Raw genomic sequence first — 21305 nt, 5'->3', positions numbered from 1 at the left:
CGGTGGACGGCGGGCCGGCGACCGTGCTGGTGGTCGACGACAGTCGGCCCAAGCGGTACCTGCTGGTGAGCTGGCTGACCCGGGCCGGCTTCGCGACCATCGAGGCGGAGAACGGCGCCGAGGCGCTGGACCGGGTGGAGAAGGACCGGATCGACCTGGTGGTGCTCGACGTACGGCTGCCCGACGTGAGCGGGTTCGAGGTCTGCGAGCAGATCAAGGAGGCTCATCCGGCGATCCCGGTCATCCACGTGTCGGCGCACGCGGTCGACGTGGTGGACCGGGCCCAGGGGCTGACCCGGGGCGCGGACGCCTACCTGGCCGAGCCGATCGAGCCGGAGGAACTGGTCGCCACCGCGCACGCGGTGCTCCGCTACTACCAGGCCCGGCAACGCGCCGAGCAGCTCGCCGAGCGGCTGGCCGCGCTGGCCGACGCCACCGTGGAGATGCACGCCGCGTCGAACTTCGTCCGGCTGCTGGAGGCCGCGTCGGCCGGCGCCGCCCGGATCTTCCGGGGCCCCGCGGCGGTGATCGCCGAGACCTTCGACGGGGACTGCCTGGCCGGGGTGGCCGCCGGACCGGACGCCCCGGCGCGGGTGGTGCCGTGGACGGTGGACGACGCCGGGGTGCCGATCGGGACCACGGTCCGGGTCGACGAGCCGGGCAACTGGGGGCTGGCCGACTGGCCGACCGGCGACACGGTCACCGTGGGCGCCGCCCGGCTGCGCGAGGACCGCGCCCCGCTCTACGTGGTGGTGCCGACCGCCACCCAGACCGTCCGCACCCCCGTGCTGGTGCAGCTCGCCCAGGCCATCGCCTCGGCGGTGGAGGCGCAGCGCTCCTTCGACGAGGAGCACCGGATCGCGGTGACCCTCCAACGCAGCCTGCTGCCCCAACGGCTGCCCGAGATCGCCGGCCTCGACCTGGCCGTCCGCTACGAGCCGGCGAGCGCCCGGACCGAGGTGGGCGGCGACTTCTACGAGCTGGTGATGCTGGACGGGCACCTGCTGATGGCGGTCGGTGACGTGGCGGGCCACTCCCTGCACGCCGCCACCGTAATGGCCGAGCTGCGGCACGCGGTGCGGGCGTACGCGGTGGAGGGGCACCAGCCGGGGGTGATCCTGGACCGGGTCAACGAGCTGATGCGTACCCTGCTCCCCAACGAGCAGGCCACCCTCTGCCTGCTGCTGCTGCACCCGGGCAGCGGACTGGTCCGGCTGGCCAGCGCCGGGCACCTGCCGGCCCTGATCAGCCGGGACGGGCGGGTGGAGTTCGTGCAGCACACCGCGCCGCTGCTCGGGGTGCGCGCGCCCCGCCCACCGGACCTGGAGTTCGTCCTGCCGGCCGGGTCCACGCTGGTGCTCTACACCGACGGGTTGATCGAGCGGCGGGACGCCACCATCGACGACGGGCTGGCCGCGCTGGCCGTGGTCGCCACCCGGGTCGACGACGACCTGGACCGGTTCTGCGAGCGGCTGCTGGTGGAGCTGGCCCCGACGGAGATCCACGACGACGTCGCGGTGGTCGCGGTCCGCCGCCGCTGACCGGCTGGTCACCGCGCGGCGCTGAGGCCGGCTCGGCGGCGGCACGACGTGGCCGCCGGCCGGTCACCCGCCGCGCGACGTGGCCAGCGAGCGGGCGTACGCGGCCGGGGAGACGCCGGCCACCGCGGTGAACTCGCGGACCAGGTGGGCCTGGTCGGCGTACCCGAGGTCGGCGGCGACCCGCGCCCAGTCCAGCGGGCCGGCGGCGGCCTGCTCGATCGCCTCCTGGAGGCGGTACCGCCGGATCACCCACTTCGGACCGATCCCGACGTGGTCGAGGAAGATCCGTTGGAGCCGCCGGGTGGAGACCCCGTGCCGGCGGGCGAAGTCGGCCACCCGCAGGACGCTCCGGTCGCGGCGGATCTCCTCGACCAGCGCGGTGGCCTCGGCGGCGACCGGGTCCGGCACCGGCCGCGCGGCGGTGAGCAGGTCGTCCAGCCGCCGGCAGCGCTGGTCGTCGGTGCCCGCACAGATCGGCGTGCTGGCGCACAGTTCGGGCACCGGGCCGCCGGCCAGCGGGCGGCGCCGCCCGGTCAGCTCGGCGACCGACCGGCGCCAGAAGGGGCGGAAGCCGCCCGGGCGGAACTGCACCCCGGTGACCCGGCCGGTCCCGCCCAGGGTGATGGTGAACAGGCCGGTGTCCACCCCGGCGAGCTCACCGGTCTCGACGCCCTCGGCGCCGGCCTGGAAGACCAGGTTGACCGCCGGGTGCGGCACCAGCCGCTGGTCGAACGGCGTGGTCAGCTCCCAGTCGACGAGCCAGTAGTGCTCGACGTACGGGCGCAGTGCCGGGGCCGGCAGCCGGCGGCGGAAGTGGACCCGTCGCCGCAGCCGGTCGGGGTCGAGGATGCCCCGACTGTCCCGCCGCGGTTCGTGTCGCATTTCTTCAAGACCGCCCTCATACGCTGGTCCTATGACCACGAAGACTAGCGAGCTGCTGGCCGTCGCCGCGCCGCGGACGGTGGCGGTGGTCCGCGGCATCTCGGACGACCAACTGGACCTGCCCACCCCGTGCCCCGACTATTCGGTCCGGGACCTGCTCGGCCACCTCTTCGACGTGGTGGTCAACTTCCAGGTGCTGGCCCGGCGCGGCGAGGTGGACTGGTCCGGCAAGACCGACCACCTGACCGACGGCTGGCGGGACCGTTTCGCCGTCGAGGCCGAACGCCTCGTCGAGGCGTGGTCGGATCCGGCCACGCTGGAGGGCGTCTCCCCCGGGATGGGGCTGCCGCAGGAGACCGTCGGCGACATGGCGTTGATCGACCTCACCGTGCACGGCTGGGACCTGGCCCGGGCCACCGGGCAGTCGATCGCGGTCGACCCGGCCGTGCTGGCCGCGGGGCACGGCTTCATGGACGCGATGGGCGACACCGGCCAGCGGATGGGCGCGTTCGGCGAGCCGGTGCCGACCACGCCGGAGGCCACCGACCTGGACCGCCTGCTCGGCCGGACCGGCCGCGACCCCGCCTGGAACCGCTGACCCGCGCCGGCCCCGTCGGGGCGCCGGCACGGCCCGGCGTGACACGTTCCCCGTCCCGGGCGCTGTTGGGTCCGGGAGGCCACCACCTCCCGGACCGGCCGCCCCGGCCGGCGTGACGCGGACCAGCGGGAGAGCGGCACCATGCAGAACCAGCCCGGCAGCGCGCCGCCGGTGTTCGTCGACCGGACCGGGCGCCGCCGCCGGCTCACCGTGATCGCCGGCACGGCGCTGGGCCTCGGCCTGCTCGCCAGCCTCGGACTGATCCTGGCCGGGCTCTTCTTCGACTCCACGGTGCCGATCCCCGGCTGGTCGGAGACGAAGGTGCGACCGCCCGTCGAGGCCGGCGTCGACGCGCCCGACGACCCCGCCACGCGGCCCGGCCCGACCCCTCGGCCGGCACCGGCGCGTGCCACGTCCGCCTCACCGGGCCCGAGCCAGCCGGCCGCCACCCGGGCCACCGTGCCGACCGCACCGGGGCCGACGAGCAGCAACCACGGCCGGGGCGACGAACGGCGGAACACCGCCAAGCCGACCAGGACAGCGGGCAAGCCCTGACGATGGCGAGACACGTCGCGCGGCGCGACCCGCGGGCCCACTGGATCCTCCTGCTGCTGGGCCTGATCGTCCTGCTCGCCGCCCTCAGCTTCAACGGCCTGGTCAGCCACGTCGGCGGCGGTTCCGGCCCGTCCACCGCGCCCGCCGCCCCGGCGCCCCCGCAGGTCACCACCGGCGGCCCGGTGCTCCGGCTGGACGGGCCGACACCGGTCGCCCGGCGGCTGCCCGCGCGGACCCTGGCGCTGACCTTCGACGACGGGCCGGACCCGCGGTGGACCCCGCGGATCCTCGACGTGCTGCGCCGGCACCACGCCCACGCGACGTTCTTCGTGGTCGGCGCCCGGGTCGACGAGCACCCCGAACTGGTCCGCCGGATCCTCGCCGAGGGGCACGAGCTCGGCTCACACACCTTCACCCACGCGGACCTCGGCGGCCTGCCGGCCTGGCGGGCCCGGACCGAGCTGTCCTGGACCCGCAACGCGGTCGCCGCGGCGACCGGGCGCGAGGTGACCCTGCTCCGGCTGCCGTTCTCGTCGACCACGAACTCGCTCAGCCAGCCCCAGTACCAGGCGCTGCGGGCCGCCGCCGGCACCGGCCACCTCGGGGTGCTCGCCGACCGGGACACCCGGGACTGGCAGCGCCCCGGCGCGCCGGCCATCGTCCGGGCCGCCATCCCGCCCGGCGGCGGCGGCGCCGTGGTGCTCATGCACGACGGCGGCGGCGACCGCAGCCAGACCGTGGCCGCCCTGGACGAGTTGCTGCCCCGGCTGTCCCGCTCCGGCTACCGGTTCACCACCGTGTCGGAGGGGATCGGCGCGCCCGGGTCGACGGTGCCGGCCGGCCCCGGGTCCCGGTTGAGTGGGACCGCGCTGCGCTGGGCGCAGGCCGGGGCCGGCGGGCTGGCCTCGACGATGAACGTGCTGCTCGGGGTGGCGCTCGTGCTCGGCGTCGCGCGGCTCGCCGTCCAGGTGGTCTGCGCCCAGCGGCACGTCCGGCGGGTCCGCCGGACCCGCCGCGGCCCCGAGGTCACCGCGCCGGTCTCGGTGATCGTGCCCGCCTACAACGAGGCGGCGAACATCGCGGCCACCGTGCGGTCCCTGGTCGCCAGCGCGTACCCGGCGCTGGAGGTGGTCGTGGTCGACGACGGGTCCACCGACGGCACCGCCGACATCGTCGAGCGGCTGGGGCTGCGCGGGGTACGGGTCATCCGGCAGGCCAACGCGGGCAAGCCAGCCGCGTTGAACACCGGCATCCGGGCCGCCCGCGCCAACCTGCTGGTGCTCGTCGACGGGGACACCGTCTTCCAGCCGGACACCGTGTACCGGCTGGTCCAGGGCTTCGCCGACCCGGCGGTGGGGGCGATCAGCGGCAACACCAAGGTGGCCAACCGGCGCCGGCTGCTCGGGCGCTGGCAGCACCTGGAGTACGTGATCGGCTTCAACCTCGACCGCCGGATGTACGACGTGCTGGAGTGCATGCCCACCATCCCCGGCGCGATCGGCGCGTTCCGCCGCGAGGTGCTGCTCGCCGTCGGGGGCGTACCGGCCGACACCCTGGCCGAGGACACCGACCTGACCATGAAGGTGCTCCGGGCCGGCTGGCGGGTGACGTACGAGGAGCGCGCGATCGCCTGGACCGAGGTGCCGGCGTCGCTGCGTCAGCTCTGGCGGCAGCGCTACCGCTGGTGCTACGGCACGCTGCAGGCGATGTGGAAGCACCGGCACGCCCTGCGCGAGCCGGGCGCCGGCGGGAAGCTGGGCCGGCGCGGCCTGCCGTACCTGACCGTCTTCCAGATCGTGCTGCCGCTGACCGCGCCGGCGGTGGACGTCTTCGCCCTCTACGGGCTGCTCTTCCTGCCCTGGTCCACGCTGGCGGTGGCCTGGCTGGGGCTGCTCCTGCTCCAGGCCGGCACCGCCGCGTACGCGCTGCGGCTGGACCGGGAGCGGTTCGCTCCGCTCTGGGCCCTGCCGTTGCAGCAGCTCGTCTACCGCCAGGTGATGTATCTGGTGGTGGTGCAGTCGGTGGTGACGGCGGTGATCGGCAACCGGCTGCGCTGGCAGCGGATGATCCGCACCGGCGAGGCGGCCGCGCTCGCCGGGGTGCGCGCCGACGCCCCGGTCAACGCCGCTGGTCGAGGCGGACGCCCGTACTGACCCGTCGAGGTCCGGGTCAGCGGGCGCCGAGGAGCCCGGCGGACCAGGAGACGACCAGGCCGATCACGGCCGAGCAGCAGCAGACCAGCAGGGCGGCCGCCACCACCGCGACGATCACCCAGGCCGGCCCGCGCCGGGCCGCGCCCGGCGGGCGTACGTCCTGCTGGTCCTCGGTCATCGGGGGCAGTCTAGGTGCCGGCTCGGCGCGGGCGTGCCGCCGGCGCGGACCGGGCTCGCGGTTCCCCAGCGCGGGCGTGGCCGGTCGCCGGGCGACGGCGGTCCGGGCGCCGAGGCAGGATGGGGCGATGGAGCTGGTCTCGATCGCCGACGTCCGGGCCGCCGCCGCCGACATCGCGGGCACGGCGGTGCGTACCCCGCTGTTGCCGGCGCTCTGGGACGACGGGCTGTGGCTCAAGCCGGAGAGCCTGCAACCGGTGGGGTCGTTCAAGCTGCGCGGGGCGGCGCACGCGGTGGCCCGGCTGGACCCGGCCGCCCGGGCCCGGGGCGTGGTGACGCACTCCTCCGGCAACCACGGCCAGGCGCTGGCGTACGCGGCCCGGCGGGCCGGCGTGCCGTGCACCGTGGTGGTGCCGGAGGGCGCGCCGCGCGTCAAGGTGGCGCGGATCCGGGCGCTCGGCGCGGACGTGCGGCTGGTCCCGCCGGCCCGCCGGGTCGACGAGGCGGAACGGATCGCCGCCGGCAGCGGTGCCGCGCTGGTGCCGCCCTTCGACCATCCGTGGATCATCGCCGGGCAGGGCACCATCGGGCTGGAGATCGTCGCCGACCTGCCCGACGTGGCGGTGGTGCTGGTGCCGGTGGGCGGCGGCGGGCTCTCCTCGGGGGTGGCCACCGCGATCAAGGCGCTGCGGCCGGCCGCCGCGGTCGTCGGGGTGGAGCCGCTGCTCGCCGCCGACGCCCGGGACTCGCTGTCCACCGGTGAGCTGGTGGTCTGGGAGGTCGAGCGGACCTACCGGACCTGCGCGGACGGGCTGCGCACCAACCTGTCCGAGCTGACCCTCGCCCACCTGCGGGAGCGGCTGGACGGCATCGTCACGGTGACCGAGGACGAGATCCGCGCCGCGACCGGCCGGCTGGTCCGGGACGCCCGGCTGGTGGCCGAGCCGAGCGGCGCCGTGGCGCTGGCGGCGCGGCTGTTCCACCGGGACGAGTTGCCGCCGGGACCGACCGTCGCCGTGGTCACCGGCGGCAACGTCGACCCGGCCGTGCTGGCCGCGGTGCTCGGCTCCGGCGGTTAGCTGCGGCTGCCGCTGTTCACCCCGCCTCGCCTCCGGCCCGGCCGAGCCGGTCGAGGATCCAGGCGTTGACGAACGCCTCCTCCCGCCAGGCGTCGTAGCGGCCGCTGGGACCGCCGTGCCCGGCGCCCATCTCGGTCTTCAGCAGGTAGTCGCCGTCCGGGGCGACGCTGCGCAGCCGGGCGATCCACTTGGCCGGCTCGTGGTAGAGCACCCGGGTGTCGTTCAGGCTGGTCACCGCGAGGATGGCCGGGTACCGGACCGCCGCCACGTTCTCGTACGGCGTGTACGACTTCATGTACGCGTACACCTCGGGGTCGTCGAGCGGGTTGCCCCACTCCTCCCACTCGGTGACGGTGAGCGGCAGCGACGGGTCGAGGATCGAGGTGAGCGCGTCCACGAACGGCACCTGCGCGACGATCCCGGTGAACGCGTCCGGCGCCAGGTTGGCGACCGCGCCCATCAGCAGGCCGCCGGCCGAGGCGCCCCGGGCGACCAGCCGGTCGGCGCCGGTCCAGCCGGCCTTGACCAGGTGCCGGGCGCAGGCCACGAAGTCGGTGAAGGTGTTCTTCTTGGCCAGCAGCTTGCCCTCGTCGTACCAGCGCCGGCCCAGTTCGCCGCCGCCGCGGATGTGCGCCACCGCGAAGACCACGCCGCGGTCCAGCAGGCTGAGCCGGGCGATGGAGAACCACGGATCCATGCTGGCCTCGTACGACCCGTAGCCGTAGATGACGGCGGGGGCGGAGCCGTCGCGCGGGGTGTCCCGGCGGCAGACCAGCGAGATGGGTACCCGGGTGCCGTCGTCGGCCACCGCCCAGTCCCGGTGCTGCTCGTAGTCGGCCGGGTCGTACGCCCGCCCGTCCGGCCCGGGCCGGACCGGCTTCTGCTTGCGCAGCACCATCTGCCGGGTCACCAGGTCGTAGTCGTAGACCGAGTCCGGGGTGACCAGGGAGGTGTAGCGCAGCCGCACCTCGCTGGTGCGGTACTCCGGGTTGGCGTCCAGCCCGACGCTGTAGAGCGGCTCGGGGAAGTCGATGTCGTACGGGTCGGCGCCGCCTACCGGCAGCACTCGCAGCCCGGTCAGCCCGTTGCTGCGCAGCGAGACGACCAGGTGGTTCTCGAACGCGTCGACGGACTCCAGCCGGGTGCCCGGGGTGTGCGGGATCAGCGGGGTCCAGTCGCCCGGCACGTCGGCCGAGGTGAATGCCAGCGCGAAGTCCTCGGCGCCGTCGTTGTGCAGGATCAGGAACCGGTGGCCGTGGTGCTCGACCGCGTACTCGACGCCCTGCCGGCGGGGGGCCACGACGGCCGGCTCGCCGGTGGGGTTGCCGGCCGGGATCACCCGTACCTCACTGGTGATCTTGCTGTGGATGTCGATGACGACGAACCGCTCGGAGCGGGTCAGCTCGACGCCCACCCAGAACCGCTCGTCGTCCTCCTGGTGGACCACCACGTCCTCGCTCGACGGGGTGCCCACCGCGTGCCGCCAGACCCGGTTGGGCCGCCACGCGTCGTCCACCGTGACGTAGAACAGCGTGGAGGCGTCGGTGGACCAGGCGGTGCCGTAGAAGGTGTCCGGGATCTCGTCGGGCAGCACCTCGCCGGTGCTCAGGTCCTTGATCCGCAGCGTGAACCGCTCGTCGCCGGCGTGGTCGGTCGAGTACGCCAGCCACCGCCCGTCGGGGCTGACGTCGAAGGCGCCGAGGGCGAAGAAGTCGTGCCCCTCGGCGAGCCGGTTGCCGTCGAGCAGCACCTCCTCACCGTCGAGGGGCGCGCCGTCGGCGCTGATCGGCGGGACCTGCTCGCCGTCCCGGACCGCACGGCGGCAGTGCACGCCGTACTGCTGGCCCTCGACCGTGCGGGTGTAGTACCAGTACCCGTCCTTGCGGGTGGGCACGGAGAGGTCGGTCTCCTGGGTCCGCCGCCGGGTCTCCTCGAACAGTTGCCCGCGCAGCCGCTCGAGGTGCGCGGTGCGCGCCTCGGTGTACGCGTTCTCCGCGGTCAGGTAGGCGATCGTCGCCGGGTCGTCCTTGGCGGCCAGCCAGGCGTACTCGTCGACGACGGTGTCGCCGTGGTGGGTGCGCCCGCTGGGGACGCGCTTGGCGACGGGTGCGGGCGACGGCTCGGAGGTCTCGGTGGTCACGGCGTCACGTTACCGGCCGGCGGTGCCGGAACCGGGACGCCCGAACCGAAGTGCTCGCGCGACTGGTTCTGGACCACCTCGGGCCGGACCCTCGGGGGCGGCGTCGGCAATCCGCTACCGGCGCTTTCGAACATGTGTACGATAACCGCCATGGCGGCTGCAACGAGTTCGACCGATCGACCCGGAGCCCTCGAGATAACCCGACGACTGACGGAGATCTGTGGCCCGCCGTTCGCCCGCTTCGCCGGCGCGGCGGACGAGGTGGCCGGCCGGACGGCCCGCTGGGTGGCGGTGCCGGGTGGCCCGCACGCCGCCGCCGAGGTGCTGCGGCTGGCCGCGGCGCACGGCCTGACCGTCGTGCCCCGGGGCGCCGGCACCAAGATCGATTGGGGTGCCGCGCCCGAGCAGGTCGACATCATGCTCGACACCGGCCGGCTCGCCGGGGTCTGGCACCAGCCGCAGGGCTCGGCGCTGGCCGAGGTGGGCGCCGGGACCCCGCTGCGGGCGGTGCAGGCGGCCCTGGAGCGCACCGGCCGCCGGTTGCCCGTCGACGCGCCCTCGCCGGGCGCGACCCTGGGTGGGGTGCTCGCCGCCGACGAGGCGGGCCCGCTCCGGCACCGGCACGGGACCCCGTGCGCCCAACTCGTCGGCGTGCGCTACCTGGACGCCGAGGGGGAGCTGGTCAGCCTGGGCGAGGCGGGCACCGAGCTGCTGGGCCGGGCGGCGCCGTCCGGCGGCGGCCCGAGGCACCCCGGCCCGCGGCACCCCGGCACGACGCATGCCGCAGGGACGCCCGCCGGCGGGACGTGCCGCGGCGGCACGTGTCCCGGCGGTACGCACGCCGGCGGGACGGATTCCGGCACGGCGCACCTCGGCGCGGCCGCCCTCTTCGGTGGCGGCGAGTTGCCGGGGCTGGACGTGGCCCGGCTGCTCTGCGGGTCGCAGGGCGGCCTCGGCGTGCTGGTCTCGGCGACCCTGCGGGTCCAGGCGGTGCCGGCCAGCCGGATCTGGGTGTCCCGCCCGGTCTGGACGCCGCTCGAGGTGCACGACCTGGTCCGCGCGGTGCTCGGCGCCGGGCTGGATCCGGCCGCCGTCGAGTTGGACCTGCCCGTGCCGGTGCCGCTGCCGCGCCGCCGGGTCAGCCCGTTCCATCCTTCCGTGGTCGGGCGCCCCGACCACCCGGCGCTGACCGGGCGGTCGAGCCGGCCGGCCGCGGCGGGCAGCCTCGTGGTGCTCCTCGAGGGCGGTCCGGCGCACGTCGCGGAGCGCACCGACCGGCTGGTCGAGGTGCTCGGCGACGAGGCGGTGGCCAGCCACTCCGCGCCGGAGTGGTGGGGGCGTTACCCGTTCGCCCCCGGCGACACCGCCCTGCGCATCGAGGTGCCCATCAACGACCTGCACGCGGCCGTCTACGCGTTGCGGGACGCGGCCGGCGGGCCGGTGCCCGTCCGGGGTTCCGCCGGGGTCGGCACGGTGCACGCCGCGCTGCCCGGTTCGCTGCCGCCGGAGCGGGTGGCCTCGATCCTCGCCGCCGTCCGCGAGGTCCTGCTGGCCCGGCAGGGCCGGTGCGTGGTGGTCGCCGCGCCCGGGCCGGTGCGCCGCACGGTGGACCTGTGGGGCGAGGTGCCCGCCCTGTCCCGACTCCGCGCCGCCAAGGCCCACCTGGACCCCGACCACCGCCTGGCCCCCGGCCGTCTCCCCGGCGGCCTCTGACCTCCCGGCCGTCTCACCGGCGGCCTCTGGCCTCCCGGCCGTCTCACCGGCGGTCTCTGGCCTCCCGGCCGTCTCACCGGCGGCCTCTGACCTCCCGGTCGTCTCCCCGGGCGGCCGCCTGAGGCGGGGTCAGAGGGCGTCGTTGCGGAGGGCGAGGATGGCGATGTCGTCGCGGGGTGGTTCGACCGAGAAGCCGATCGCGGTGGCGCGTAGCCGGGCGGCGATCACGTCGGCGGAGTAGCCGGCCAGCGGGGCGGCGGACTCGCGCAGCCGGTCGACGCCGAAGAGCTCCCGGCCGCGGCGGCGCTCGGTGACCCCGTCGGTGTAGAAGATCAGCGTGTCGCCCGGCCCGAGGGGGATCTCGGCGGTCGGGGTGGCGATCGTGTCGAGCAGGCCGAGCGCGGTGCCGCCGGTGCCGACGAAGGCGGCCCCGCCCGCCGAGCGCAGCAGCACCGGCCGGTCGTGGCCGGCGAGGTGCAGCGACACGTCGAGCTGCCGACCCTCGCCGGGCCCGACCGCGGCCAGGGCGAGGGTGCAGTACCGGCCGCCGCCCCGCTCGACCAGCGTCTCGTTGAGCCGGCTCAGCACCTCCGGCAGCGGCTTGCCGTCCCCGACCAGCACCCGGATCACGTCCCGGACCAGGCCGGTCACCGCGGCCGCCTGCACGCCCTTGCCCGACACGTCGCCGATCACCACCAGCCAGCGGCCGTCGGGCAGCGGCACCACGTCGTAGAAGTCGCCGCCCACGTCGGCGTCGTCGCCGGTCGGCACGTACTCGGCGGCGAAGCCGATGCCCTCGACCACCGGCAGCACCGGGGGCAGCAGCGACTGCTGGAGGGTCTGCGCGACCCGGCGCCGCTCGGCGTGGATGCGGGCGTTCTCGATGGCGAGGGCGGCCCGCCGGGCCACGTCCTCCAGCACCGAGACCTCGTCCGCGTCGTGCCGGTGCCGCTGGTGACGGCCGACCGCCAGGGTGCCGAGCCGCTGCCCACGGGCGATCAGGGGTACGGCGAACCCCTCCATCGGCCCGCTCAGCGGGGCCTGCGTCGCGCTGCGGGACGCCTCCCGCAGCCGGGCCTGGATCGAGTCCGGGCCGGTCTCCCGGAGCACCCGGTGCAGCTGCGGCAGCATCGCCTCGTCGGCGTGACTGGCGGCGGCGAGGCGCAGCCGGCCCCACTCGTCGGTGGTGTGCACGGCGCACCACTGGCCCAGCCGGGGCACCACGAGCTGCGGGATGAGCGCCATGGTCAGCTCGACGTCCAGGGACTGGGCGAGCAGTTCGCTCGCCTCGGCGAGGAAGGTCAGCCAGGCCGAGCGGCGGATGTCCGCCCGGCGCAGCCGGTCGTTCTCCAGGTGCAGCGAGAGCCGTTCGGCGGCCAGCACGGCCAGCGGCCCGGCGTACGCCGACGGCGCCGCGTCCAGCTCCAGCTCACCGGCGTACGGGCGGTGCACGGCGAGCGGCACCCGGAGCAGGTCGCTGTCTTCCCGGGGCGGCCGGCCGTACCGGGCGAGCACCTGGTCGCCCTGCCCCTCGCCCCGGTCCAGCCGGATCGCGCCACCGGCCGCGCCGACCATCTCACCCAGCCGGGCCAGCAGGTCGGCGGCGAACTCGGGCAGCGGGTCGTCCGCGTACGGATCGGGGTTGATCTGCATCAGCTCGCTCATCGCGGCGGCGCTCGGGACGCTCCCCCCGATGCCGTCGGCGGCGGTGACCGGTGTCCGGGTCTCGGCGGCGGCCGGCCGGGCGGACGCCGTGCCGGGCCGGTCGAGCCGGAACCAGACGCCCTTGCCGGTGGGCAGGTACGTGGTGCCCCACCGGCTGGCGAAGTGGTCGACCAGCAGCAGCCCGCGACCGCGCTCGGCCACCTCGTCGATCTCGGAGCTGTCGTTGCGGACGCCGACGATCAGTTCCTCCACCGGGCCGGAGGCGAAGTCGGTGACCGTCACGGTCAGTCCGGTCCGGTCCGCGGTGACCTCGATGTCCAGTTCGGTGCGGGCGTGCTCGACGGCGTTGGTGGTGAGTTCGGTGGTGAGCAGCAGCGCCTCGTTGAGCAGCTGGGCCAGGTCCACCTCGGCGAGCACCGACCGGACCAGTGCCCGGGCGGCGGCGGGCGTACGCCGGTCTGCGGGAAGCCGGACCCGCCGGACGTGCTCGTCCGAGCCGCCGTTGGTCGCCGGCCCCGTCTCCGCTGACACCTCCGTATCCTCCACCGCCCCCGCCCCGGGTGCCAAGAGCGGCCACCCCGATCGCCCGCCCGGGGCGGCCGGCGGCGCGCCCGCGCGGCCCGATTCGCGCTGGCCGTGGCCTCGACGCCGACGCAGGCAGAATGGTGGGATGGCGTGTCGGCACGATCCGGTCGGCCCCGAGCTGAGCGAGGAATGATGACGACGGCGAAACAGGCGGTAGCCACCGACGACCACGAGGTGCTCCTGGGTGAGCTGGTGGAGGCGCTGCGACGGGTGCGTCGCGGCGACCTCCGGGTGCGCCTGCCCCGGCGGGCCGGCCTGGGTGGTGAGGTGGCCGACGCCTTCAACGAGGTGGTGTCGCTGCAGGAGCGGCAGCACCTGGACCTGCGCCGGATCTCGCGGATCGTCGGCCGGGACGGCCGGCTCACCGAACGCCTCGACGACGAGGGGCTGGACGGCTCCTGGGCGGAGGGCCAGCGGGCGGTCAACTCGCTGATCGACGACCTGGGCCGCCCCACCACCGAGATCGCCCGGGTCATCGTGGCGGTGGCCGACGGCGACCTCTCCCAGCACATGGCGCTGGAGATCGACGGCCGCCCGCTGCGCGGTGAGTACCTGCGCATCGGCCGCACGGTGAACACGATGGTGGGTCAGCTGTCGTCGTTCGCCGACGAGGTGACCCGGGTGGCCCGCGAGGTGGGCACCGAGGGCAAGCTGGGCGGCCAGGCGGACGTGCGCGGCGTCGCGGGCACCTGGAAGGACCTCACCGACTCGGTGAACACCATGGCCTCCAACCTGACCGGCCAGGTGCGGTCGATCTCACAGGTGGCGACGGCGGTGGCCAAGGGCGACCTGTCGCAGAAGATCACGGTGGGTGCCCGCGGCGAGGTGGCCGAGCTGGCCGACACGATGAACTACCTCACCGACACGCTGCGGCTCTTCGCCGAGCAGGTGACCCGGGTGGCCCGCGAGGTGGGCACCGAGGGCAAGCTGGGTGGCCAGGCGGACGTGCCGAACGTGGCCGGCACCTGGAAGGACCTGACCGACAGCGTCAACTCGATGGCGTCGAACCTGACCAGCCAGGTGCGCAACATCGCCCAGGTCTCCACGGCGGTGGCCCGGGGCGACCTCTCCCAGAAGATCACCGTGGCCGCCCAGGGCGAGATCCTGGAGCTGAAGGACACCGTGAACACGATGGTGGATCAGCTGTCGTCGTTCGCCGACGAGGTGACCCGGGTGGCCCGGGAGGTGGGCATCGAGGGCAAGCTCGGCGGCCAGGCCCAGGTGCGCGGCGTCTCCGGCACCTGGCGCGACCTCACCGAGAACGTGAACCAGCTCGCCGGCAACCTGACCAGCCAGGTGCGCAACATCTCACAGGTCTCCACCGCGGTGGCCAAGGGCGACCTCTCGCAGAAGATCACGGTCGACGCGCAGGGCGAGATCCTGGAGCTGAAGAACACCGTGAACACCATGGTGGATCAGCTGTCGTCGTTCGCCGACGAGGTGACCCGGGTGGCCCGCGAGGTGGGCACGGAGGGCAAGCTCGGCGGTCAGGCGCAGGTGAAGGGGGTTTCCGGCACCTGGCGGGACCTGACCGACAACGTGAACTCGATGGCGTCGAACCTGACGTCGCAGGTGCGGAACATCGCCTCGGTCACCACGGCGGTGGCGAAGGGTGACCTGTCGCAGAAGATCACGGTGGACGCCCGGGGCGAGATCCTGGAGCTGAAGTCGACGGTCAACACGATGGTGGATCAGTTGTCGTCGTTCGCCGACGAGGTGACCCGGGTGGCCCGCGAGGTGGGCACGGAGGGCAAGCTCGGCGGCCAGGCCCAGGTGCGGGGCGTCGCCGGCACCTGGCGGGACCTGACGGACAACGTGAACTCGATGGCGTCGAACCTGACCGCGCAGGTGCGCAACATCGCCCAGGTGTCGACGGCGGTGGCGAAGGGTGACCTGTCGCAGAAGATCACCGTGGACGCGCAGGGCGAGATCCTGGAGCTGAAGTCGACGGTCAACACGATGGTGGATCAGTTGTCGTCGTTCGCCGACGAGGTGACCCGGGTGGCCCGCGAGGTGGGTACGGAGGGCAAGCTCGGCGGTCAGGCGCAGGTGAAGGGGGTTTCTGGCACCTGGCGGGACCTGACGGACAACGTGAACTCGATGGCGTCGAACCTGACGTCGCAGGTGCGGAACATCGCCTCGGTCACCACGGCGGTGGCGAAGGGTGACCTGTCGCAGAAGATCACGGTCGACGCGCAGGGCGAGATCCTGGAGCTGAAGTCGACGGTCAACACGATGGTGGATCAGTTGTCGTCGTTCGCCGACGAGGTGACCCGGGTGGCCCGCGAGGTGGGTACCGAGGGCAAGCTCGGCGGTCAGGCACAGGTGAAGGGGGTCTCCGGCACCTGGCGGGACCTCACCGAGAACGTCAACCAGCTCGCCTCGACGCTGACCACCCAGCTGCGGGCCATCGCCCAGGTGTCGACCTCGGTGACCCGGGGCGACCTGACCCAGCGGATCGCGGTCAAGGCCCAGGGCGAGGTCGCCGAGCTGAAGGACAACATCAACCAGATGATCGTCACCCTCCGGGAGACGACCAAGAAGAACGCCGAGCAGGGCTGGCTGGACTCCAACCTGGCCCGCATCGGCGGCCTGCTCCAGGGCCAGCGGGACCTCGGCGAGGTCTGCCGGATGATCATGATGGAGGTCACCCCGCTGGTCGACGCGCAGCTCGGCGCGTTCTTCCTGGCCGACAGCTCCGACGGCAGCGTCCGGCTGCGGCTCACCGCCTCCTACGGGTACGTGGCCCGCGGGCACGACGTGACCTTCGGGCCGGGCGAGGGGCTGGTCGGGCAGGCCGCGCTGTCCCGCCGGACCATCCGGGTCAACTCCCAGCCCGACGGGCGGCTGGTGCTGCGCTCCGGGCTGGCCGAGACGCCCCCCGCCGACCTGGTGGTGCTGCCCGTGCTCTTCGAGGGCGAGCTGCTCGGGGTGATCGAGTTCGCCGGGGTGACCACCTTCTCCGAGCTGCACCTGGCGTTCCTGGAGCGGCTGGTGCTGACCATCGGGGTCGCGGTCAACACCATCCAGGCCAACCGGCGTACGGAGGAGCTGCTGGCCCAGTCCCAGCGGCTGGCCCACGAGTTGCAGGAGCAGTCGGCGGAACTCCAGCGCACCAACGCCGAGCTGGAGGACAAGGCCCGGCTGCTGTCGGAGCAGAAGACCAACATCGAGACGCAGAACCGGGAGATCGAGCTGGCCCGGCTCGGCCTGGAGGAGAAGGCGCAGCAGCTCACCCGGGCGTCGGCGTACAAGTCGGAGTTCCTGGCGAACATGAGCCATGAGCTGCGTACGCCGCTGAACTCGCTGCTCCTGCTGGCCCGGCTGCTGGCGGAGAACCCGGAGCAGAACCTCAGCCCGAAACAGATCGAGTTCGCCCGCACGATCCACAGCGCCGGCTCCGACCTGCTCTCGCTGATCGACGACATCCTCGACCTGTCCAAGATCGAGGCGGGCCGGATGGACGTGGAGCCCACCGAGATCCGCTTCTCGGAGATCCGCGGCTACGTCGAGCAGGCGTTCGCCCCGCAGGCCGAGGAGAAGGGCCTCGACTTCCAGGTCCGGGTCAGCAAGGAGCTGCCGCCGGCGCTGGTCACCGACGCCCAGCGGTTGCAGCAGATCCTGCGCAACCTGCTCTCCAACGCGGTCAAGTTCACCGACAACGGCGCGGTGACGCTGCGGATCGCGCCGGCCGCCGAGAACGCGGTCTTCGACGTGCCGGCGCTGACCAACGCCCAGCGGGTCATCGCGTTCACCGTGATCGACACCGGGATCGGCATCTCCGACGACAAGCTCTCGCTGATCTTCGAGGCGTTCCAGCAGGCCGACGGCACCACCAGCCGGCGGTACGGCGGCACCGGCCTCGGCCTGTCGATCAGCCGGGACCTGGCCCGGCTGCTCGGCGGCACGATCACCGTGTCGTCGGCGCCCGGTCAGGGTTCGACGTTCACCCTCTTCGTACCGGATGTGCTGGCGCCGGACGCGGTGGTGGCGCCGGCGCCGCCGTCGCCGCAGCGGGCGGGCCTGCCGTCGTCGCTGCTGATGCCGATGGAGCTGCCGCAGCCGGTGGAGACGCCGACCGCCCGCCGCCTGGACGGGGTGACCGTCCTGATCATCGACGATGACGTCCGGAACGTCTTCGCGCTCACCTCCGCGTTGGAACTTCACGGCATGACCGTGTTGTACTCGGACAACGGGGCGGACGGGGTCCGCCAGCTGGCCGAGCATCCGGAGGTGGACATCGTGCTGATGGACGCGATGATGCCGGACCAGGACGGGTACGAGACGACCGGGCAGATCCGCCGGAATCACCGCTTCGCGGACCTGCCGATCGTCTTCCTGACCGCGAAGGCGATGCCGGGCGACCGGGAGTCCGCGATCGCGGCCGGGGGCAGCGACTACATCACCAAGCCGGTGGACCTGGACGAGCTGATCGAGCTGATGGCGTCCTGGATCAACCGGAGCCGAGGCGAGGAGACTTCGTGACCCAGTTGGCCAAGGCGCTGCTCGTGGACGACCGGCGGGAGAACCTGATGGCCCTGGAGGCGATCCTCCAGGGGCTTCCGGTGCAGTCGGTCGCCGTGGAGAGCGGCGAGGCGGCGTTGAAGCAGCTTCTCGTCGACGACTTCGCGGTGATCCTCCTTGACGCGCAGATGCCGGACATGGACGGCTTCGAGACGGCCACCCACATCAAGCGGCGCGAGCGCACCCGGCACGTACCGATCATCTTCCTCACCGCGGCGGACAAGGACGCCCAGCTCGCGCTGCGCGGCTACGCGGTGGGCGCGGTCGACTACCTGACCAAGCCGTTCGACCCGTGGGTGCTGCGGGCCAAGGTCTCGGTCTTCGTGGAGCTGTGGGTGAAGACCCGGCAGCTCGCCGCCCAGTCCGACCTGGTGCGGGAGCGGGACGCCCAGTGGCGGGGGCTCACCGACGCGGTGGACGAGGCGACGGCCCTGCTGCGCGCCGACGACGGCGCGGAGTCCCGGGACCGCGCCGTGGACCTGCTGGAGCAGGCCCGCTGGGGTAACACCGGCTGAGCGCTCAGGCGTCGGCCCGGCCGTCGTGTCCGGTCGCGGCGCGCCGGGCCCGCCAGCGTTCGCCGAGGGCGTCGATCTCCTCCTGGACGAAGAGGAAGAAGTCCCGCATCTCGGCTACCCGCTCGCCCGCCTGGCTGTCCCGCCCGCCCAGCGCGTCCACCCCGCCGTTGGCGATGTCGATGAAGTTCTTGTAGAGGCCGGTCTTGGTGATGGTGGCCTCGTACCAGGGGTTGGCCGGCATCCGGTAGCGGTCCCGTCGGGAGCCCTTGACCGGCTCGCGGACCAGCATGGCGAACTGGGTGAGGTAGCGCACCGCGCCGGACACGGCGGCCGCGCTGACCCCCAGCCGCTCGCCGATCTCGGCGGCGGTGAGCGGCTCGTCCGCGCTCATCACGGTGAACAGCACCCGGCCGGCCATCCGGGGGAAGCCGACGTCCGCGAAGGCCATCGCCATCCGTTCGACGAAGAGGTGGACCTCTTCCTCGTCCGGCCGGGGCGGGTCGGTCATCGGCGTCGTCTCGCTCATCACACCTGATCGTCTCTCAGATCTCACTGTCTTCACAAGTTTGTGAAACGAGCGTAGCTTCCGAAGTATGGAAACCCCAATCGAGGTGTCCGGCCTCGTGAAGACCTTCGGCCGGACCAGAGCGCTCGACGGACTCGACCTGACCGTCCGCACCGGAGAGGTGCACGGCTTCCTCGGCCCCAACGGCTCCGGCAAGTCGACCACCATCCGGGTGCTGCTCGGCCTGCTGCGGGCGGACGCGGGGGCCGTCCGGCTGCTCGGCGGTGATCCCTGGCGGGACGCCGTCGCCCTGCACCGCCGGCTCGCGTACGTGCCCGGCGACGTCACCCTCTGGCCCAGCCTCAGCGGTGGCGAGGTGATCGACCTGCTCGGCCGGATGCGCGGCGGGCTCGATCCGAAGCGCCGGGCCGAGCTGCTGGAGTCCTTCGAACTGGACCCGCGCAAGAAGGGCCGGGCCTACTCCAAGGGCAACCGGCAGAAGGTCGGGCTGGTCGCCGCGCTCGCCTCCGACGTCGAACTGCTCATCCTCGACGAGCCGACCTCCGGCCTCGACCCGCTCATGGAGGAGGTCTTCCAGCACTGGGTCCACCGGGCCAAGCAGGATGGCCGCACGGTGCTGCTCTCCAGCCACATCCTGGCCGAGGTCGAGGCGCTCTGCGACCGGGTGACGATCATCCGGAACGGCCGCGCCGTCGAGTCCGGCACCCTGGGCGAGCTGCGGCACCTGCACCGCACCTCGATCGACGCCGAACTGGCCGGCCCGCTCGACGGCCTGGCCGAGCTGCCCGGCGTGCACGACCTGCGGACCGACGGCAACCGGGTGCGCTTCGACGTGGACACCCCGGCCCTGGACGCCGCCCTGCGCCGCCTCACCGAGCTGGGCGTACGCAGCCTGGTCAGCAAGCCGCCGACGCTGGAGGAGCTGTTCCTGCGGCACTACGAGGCGGCCCCCGAGGAGCTGGCCCGATGAGCGAGCGTCAGCCAGCGAATCAGCAGTACAGCGCGGTGGAGCCGGGTGCGACCGCCGAGCGGAACGAGGTAATCGCATGAGCACCCTCACCGGCACCCGGCACCTGGTCCGGCTGATCCTGCGCCGGGACCGCTTCCTGCTCCCGCTCTGGGTGCTGATCCTCGCGGTCCTGCCGATGTCGTACGCGGCCAGCTTCTTCGAGCTCTTCCCCACCGCCGCCGAGCGGGCCGCGTACACCGCCGGCACCGCCCGCAACCCGTCGATCATCGCGCTGCTCGGCCCGGTGTACGGCGACAGCGTGGGCGCGCTGACCGCCCAGCGGAGTGGCTTCCTGCTCGTCATCGTCGGGCTGGCCAGCCTGCTCACCGTCATCCGGCACACCCGTACCGAGGAGGAGGCCGGCCGGCGCGAGCTGCTCGGCGCCACCGTGCTCGGCCGGTACGCCGGGCTCACCGCCGCACTGCTCGTCACGTACGCCGCCGACCTGCTGCTCGGCCTGCTCACCGCCGCCGGGCTGGCCGCCACCGGCCTGCCGGCAGCCGGCTCGTACGGGTACGGCCTGGCCGCCGCGCTGACCGGCGCCGTCTTCGCCACCGTCGGCGGGCTGGCCGCCCAGCTCACCGAGACGGCGGGCGGCGCGCGGGGCATCGGCATCGCGGTGCTCGGTGCCGCCTTCGCGCTCCGGCTGGTCGGCGACACCGCCGGCAACGACTGGCCGAGCTGGCTCTCCCCGCTCGGCTGGGCCGCCCGGGTGCGCCCGTTCGAGGGGGACCGCTGGTGGGTGCTGGCCCTGCCGCTGGTGGCGTCGGTGCTGGTCGCCGCGGTCGCGTACCCCCTGTCGGTGCGCCGCGACCTGGGCGCCGGGATGCTGCCGCCCCGGCTCGGCCCGGCCACCGCCGGTCCGGCCCTGGCCGGGCCGTTCGGGTTGGCCTGGCGGCTGCACCGGGGCCAGCTCCTCTGGTGGTCGGTGGGCTTCGGCCTGCTCGGGCTGATCCTGGGCGGCGCGGCCGAGGCGGCCGGACGCTCGGTGGCGGGCAACCCGCAGCTCGAGGAGATCATGTCCCGGCTCGGTGGCGCCTCCGGGCTGGCCGACGCCTACCTCGGCGCCACGCTCAGCATCGCCGGGCTGGCCGCCGCCGGGTACGGGGTGCAGGCGGCGCTGCGGATGCGGACCGAGGAGACCGCCGGCCGGGCGGAGCCGTTGCTGGCCACCGGCACGCACCGCTCGACCTGGCTGCTCTCCCATGTGGTCTTCGCGCTGCTCGGCCCGGTGGTGGTGCTGGCCGTGACCGGGCTGGCGATCGGCCTCACCTACAGCATCAGCGTGCACGACGCGGGCCAGGTGGGCCGGATGACCGCGGCCGGCCTGGCCCAGGCGCCGGCGGCCTGGGTGCTGGCCGGGATGGCGGTGCTGCTCTTCGGTCTGGCGCCGCGCCTGGCACCGGCGGCCTGGGCGCTGCTGGCGGTCTGCGTGCTGCTCGGCCAGCTCGGCGCGGTCCTCCAGCTGGACCAGTGGTTGCTGGACCTGTCCCCGTTCACGCACACGCCGCAGGTCCTCCGGACCGCCTGGAGCGCCACCCCGCTCTGGCTGCTGACCGCGCTGGCCCTGGCCCTGGCCCTCACGGGCCTGGCCACCCTGCACCGCCGCGACGTCCCCACCACCTGACCCCACCCGCGTCGAT

15 protein-coding genes are annotated in these 21305 nt (G+C 74.0%); 10 read left to right on the top strand and 5 right to left on the bottom strand.

Translation table 11 applies throughout. From position 1 onward, the window contains the following. The first annotated feature begins 2 nt into the window (after positions 1–2). Positions 3–1541, top strand: coding sequence for a SpoIIE family protein phosphatase (locus tag ACIBPB_RS04395; protein WP_396838129.1), 1539 nt, complete (start codon positions 3–5; stop codon positions 1539–1541). Between the two features lie 63 nt (positions 1542–1604). Here ACIBPB_RS04395 and ACIBPB_RS04390 read toward each other — a convergent pair whose 3' ends face one another. Beyond that, the gene (locus ACIBPB_RS04390) at positions 1605–2423 is read right to left on the bottom strand and encodes a DUF6597 domain-containing transcriptional factor (protein WP_396838128.1); all 819 of its coding nucleotides are present in this window, start codon (positions 2421–2423) and stop codon (positions 1605–1607) included. Positions 2424–2454: 31 nt separating this feature from the next. On the opposite strand from ACIBPB_RS04390, the gene ACIBPB_RS04385 reads away from it, so the two are divergent. From ACIBPB_RS04385 to ACIBPB_RS04375, 3 genes are all read left to right on the top strand, one after another. Next, positions 2455–3021, top strand: coding sequence for a TIGR03086 family metal-binding protein (locus ACIBPB_RS04385; protein ID WP_396838127.1), 567 nt, complete (start codon positions 2455–2457; stop codon positions 3019–3021). 141 nt (positions 3022–3162) lie between these two features. Beyond that, positions 3163–3576, top strand: coding sequence for a hypothetical protein (locus ACIBPB_RS04380; RefSeq protein ID WP_396838126.1), 414 nt, complete (start codon positions 3163–3165; stop codon positions 3574–3576). A gap of 2 nt (positions 3577–3578) precedes the next feature. Then, on the top strand, positions 3579–5729 hold the full coding sequence (locus ACIBPB_RS04375; RefSeq protein ID WP_396838125.1) for a bifunctional polysaccharide deacetylase/glycosyltransferase family 2 protein: 2151 nt from the start codon (positions 3579–3581) through the stop codon (positions 5727–5729). A gap of 16 nt (positions 5730–5745) precedes the next feature. Here ACIBPB_RS04375 and ACIBPB_RS04370 read toward each other — a convergent pair whose 3' ends face one another. Further along, the gene (locus tag ACIBPB_RS04370; RefSeq protein WP_396838124.1) at positions 5746–5907 is read right to left on the bottom strand and encodes a hypothetical protein; all 162 of its coding nucleotides are present in this window, start codon (positions 5905–5907) and stop codon (positions 5746–5748) included. Between the two features lie 127 nt (positions 5908–6034). On the opposite strand from ACIBPB_RS04370, the gene ACIBPB_RS04365 reads away from it, so the two are divergent. After that, positions 6035–6985 (top strand): threonine/serine dehydratase, encoded by a 951-nt coding sequence (locus ACIBPB_RS04365; RefSeq protein WP_396838123.1) that lies wholly within the window; start codon positions 6035–6037, stop codon positions 6983–6985. A gap of 16 nt (positions 6986–7001) precedes the next feature. Here the strand turns inward: ACIBPB_RS04365 and ACIBPB_RS04360 are convergent, their stop codons facing one another. Continuing rightward, positions 7002–9125 (bottom strand): S9 family peptidase, encoded by a 2124-nt coding sequence (locus ACIBPB_RS04360; protein ID WP_396838122.1) that lies wholly within the window; start codon positions 9123–9125, stop codon positions 7002–7004. 150 nt (positions 9126–9275) lie between these two features. Between ACIBPB_RS04360 and ACIBPB_RS04355 the strand changes: the two genes are divergently transcribed. Beyond that, positions 9276–10838: an FAD-binding oxidoreductase gene (locus ACIBPB_RS04355; RefSeq protein ID WP_396838121.1), complete on the top strand. Its 1563-nt coding sequence runs from the start codon at positions 9276–9278 to the stop codon at positions 10836–10838. Between the two features lie 129 nt (positions 10839–10967). Here the strand turns inward: ACIBPB_RS04355 and ACIBPB_RS04350 are convergent, their stop codons facing one another. Next, entirely contained in the window at positions 10968–13034 is a 2067-nt protein-coding gene (locus ACIBPB_RS04350) for a SpoIIE family protein phosphatase (RefSeq protein WP_396838120.1), read from the bottom strand. A 186-nt stretch (positions 13035–13220) separates the two neighbouring features. Between ACIBPB_RS04350 and ACIBPB_RS04345 the strand changes: the two genes are divergently transcribed. Beyond that, the gene (locus ACIBPB_RS04345; protein ID WP_396838119.1) at positions 13221–17573 is read left to right on the top strand and encodes a HAMP domain-containing protein; all 4353 of its coding nucleotides are present in this window, start codon (positions 13221–13223) and stop codon (positions 17571–17573) included. Next, entirely contained in the window at positions 17570–18127 is a 558-nt protein-coding gene (locus ACIBPB_RS04340) for a two-component system response regulator (RefSeq protein ID WP_396838118.1), read from the top strand. Before ACIBPB_RS04345 ends, ACIBPB_RS04340 begins: the two co-directional genes overlap by 4 nt. 4 nt (positions 18128–18131) lie before the next feature. Here the strand turns inward: ACIBPB_RS04340 and ACIBPB_RS04335 are convergent, their stop codons facing one another. Further along, positions 18132–18653, bottom strand: a complete 522-nt coding sequence (locus ACIBPB_RS04335) for a GbsR/MarR family transcriptional regulator (protein ID WP_396838117.1) — start codon at positions 18651–18653, stop codon at positions 18132–18134. 67 nt (positions 18654–18720) lie between these two features. Between ACIBPB_RS04335 and ACIBPB_RS04330 the strand changes: the two genes are divergently transcribed. Beyond that, entirely contained in the window at positions 18721–19623 is a 903-nt protein-coding gene (locus ACIBPB_RS04330; RefSeq protein WP_396838116.1) for an ATP-binding cassette domain-containing protein, read from the top strand. Between the two features lie 76 nt (positions 19624–19699). Continuing rightward, on the top strand, positions 19700–21289 hold the full coding sequence (locus ACIBPB_RS04325; protein ID WP_396838115.1) for an ABC transporter permease: 1590 nt from the start codon (positions 19700–19702) through the stop codon (positions 21287–21289). Positions 21290–21305: the final 16 nt, after the last annotated feature.

The sequence above is a fragment of the Micromonospora sp. NPDC049836 genome, assembly GCF_044465125.1.
Classification (GTDB): Bacteria; Actinomycetota; Actinomycetes; order Mycobacteriales; family Micromonosporaceae; genus Micromonospora.
Note: the sequence above shows the minus strand (reverse complement) of the source record. Positions and strands in the feature narration are given on the sequence as shown.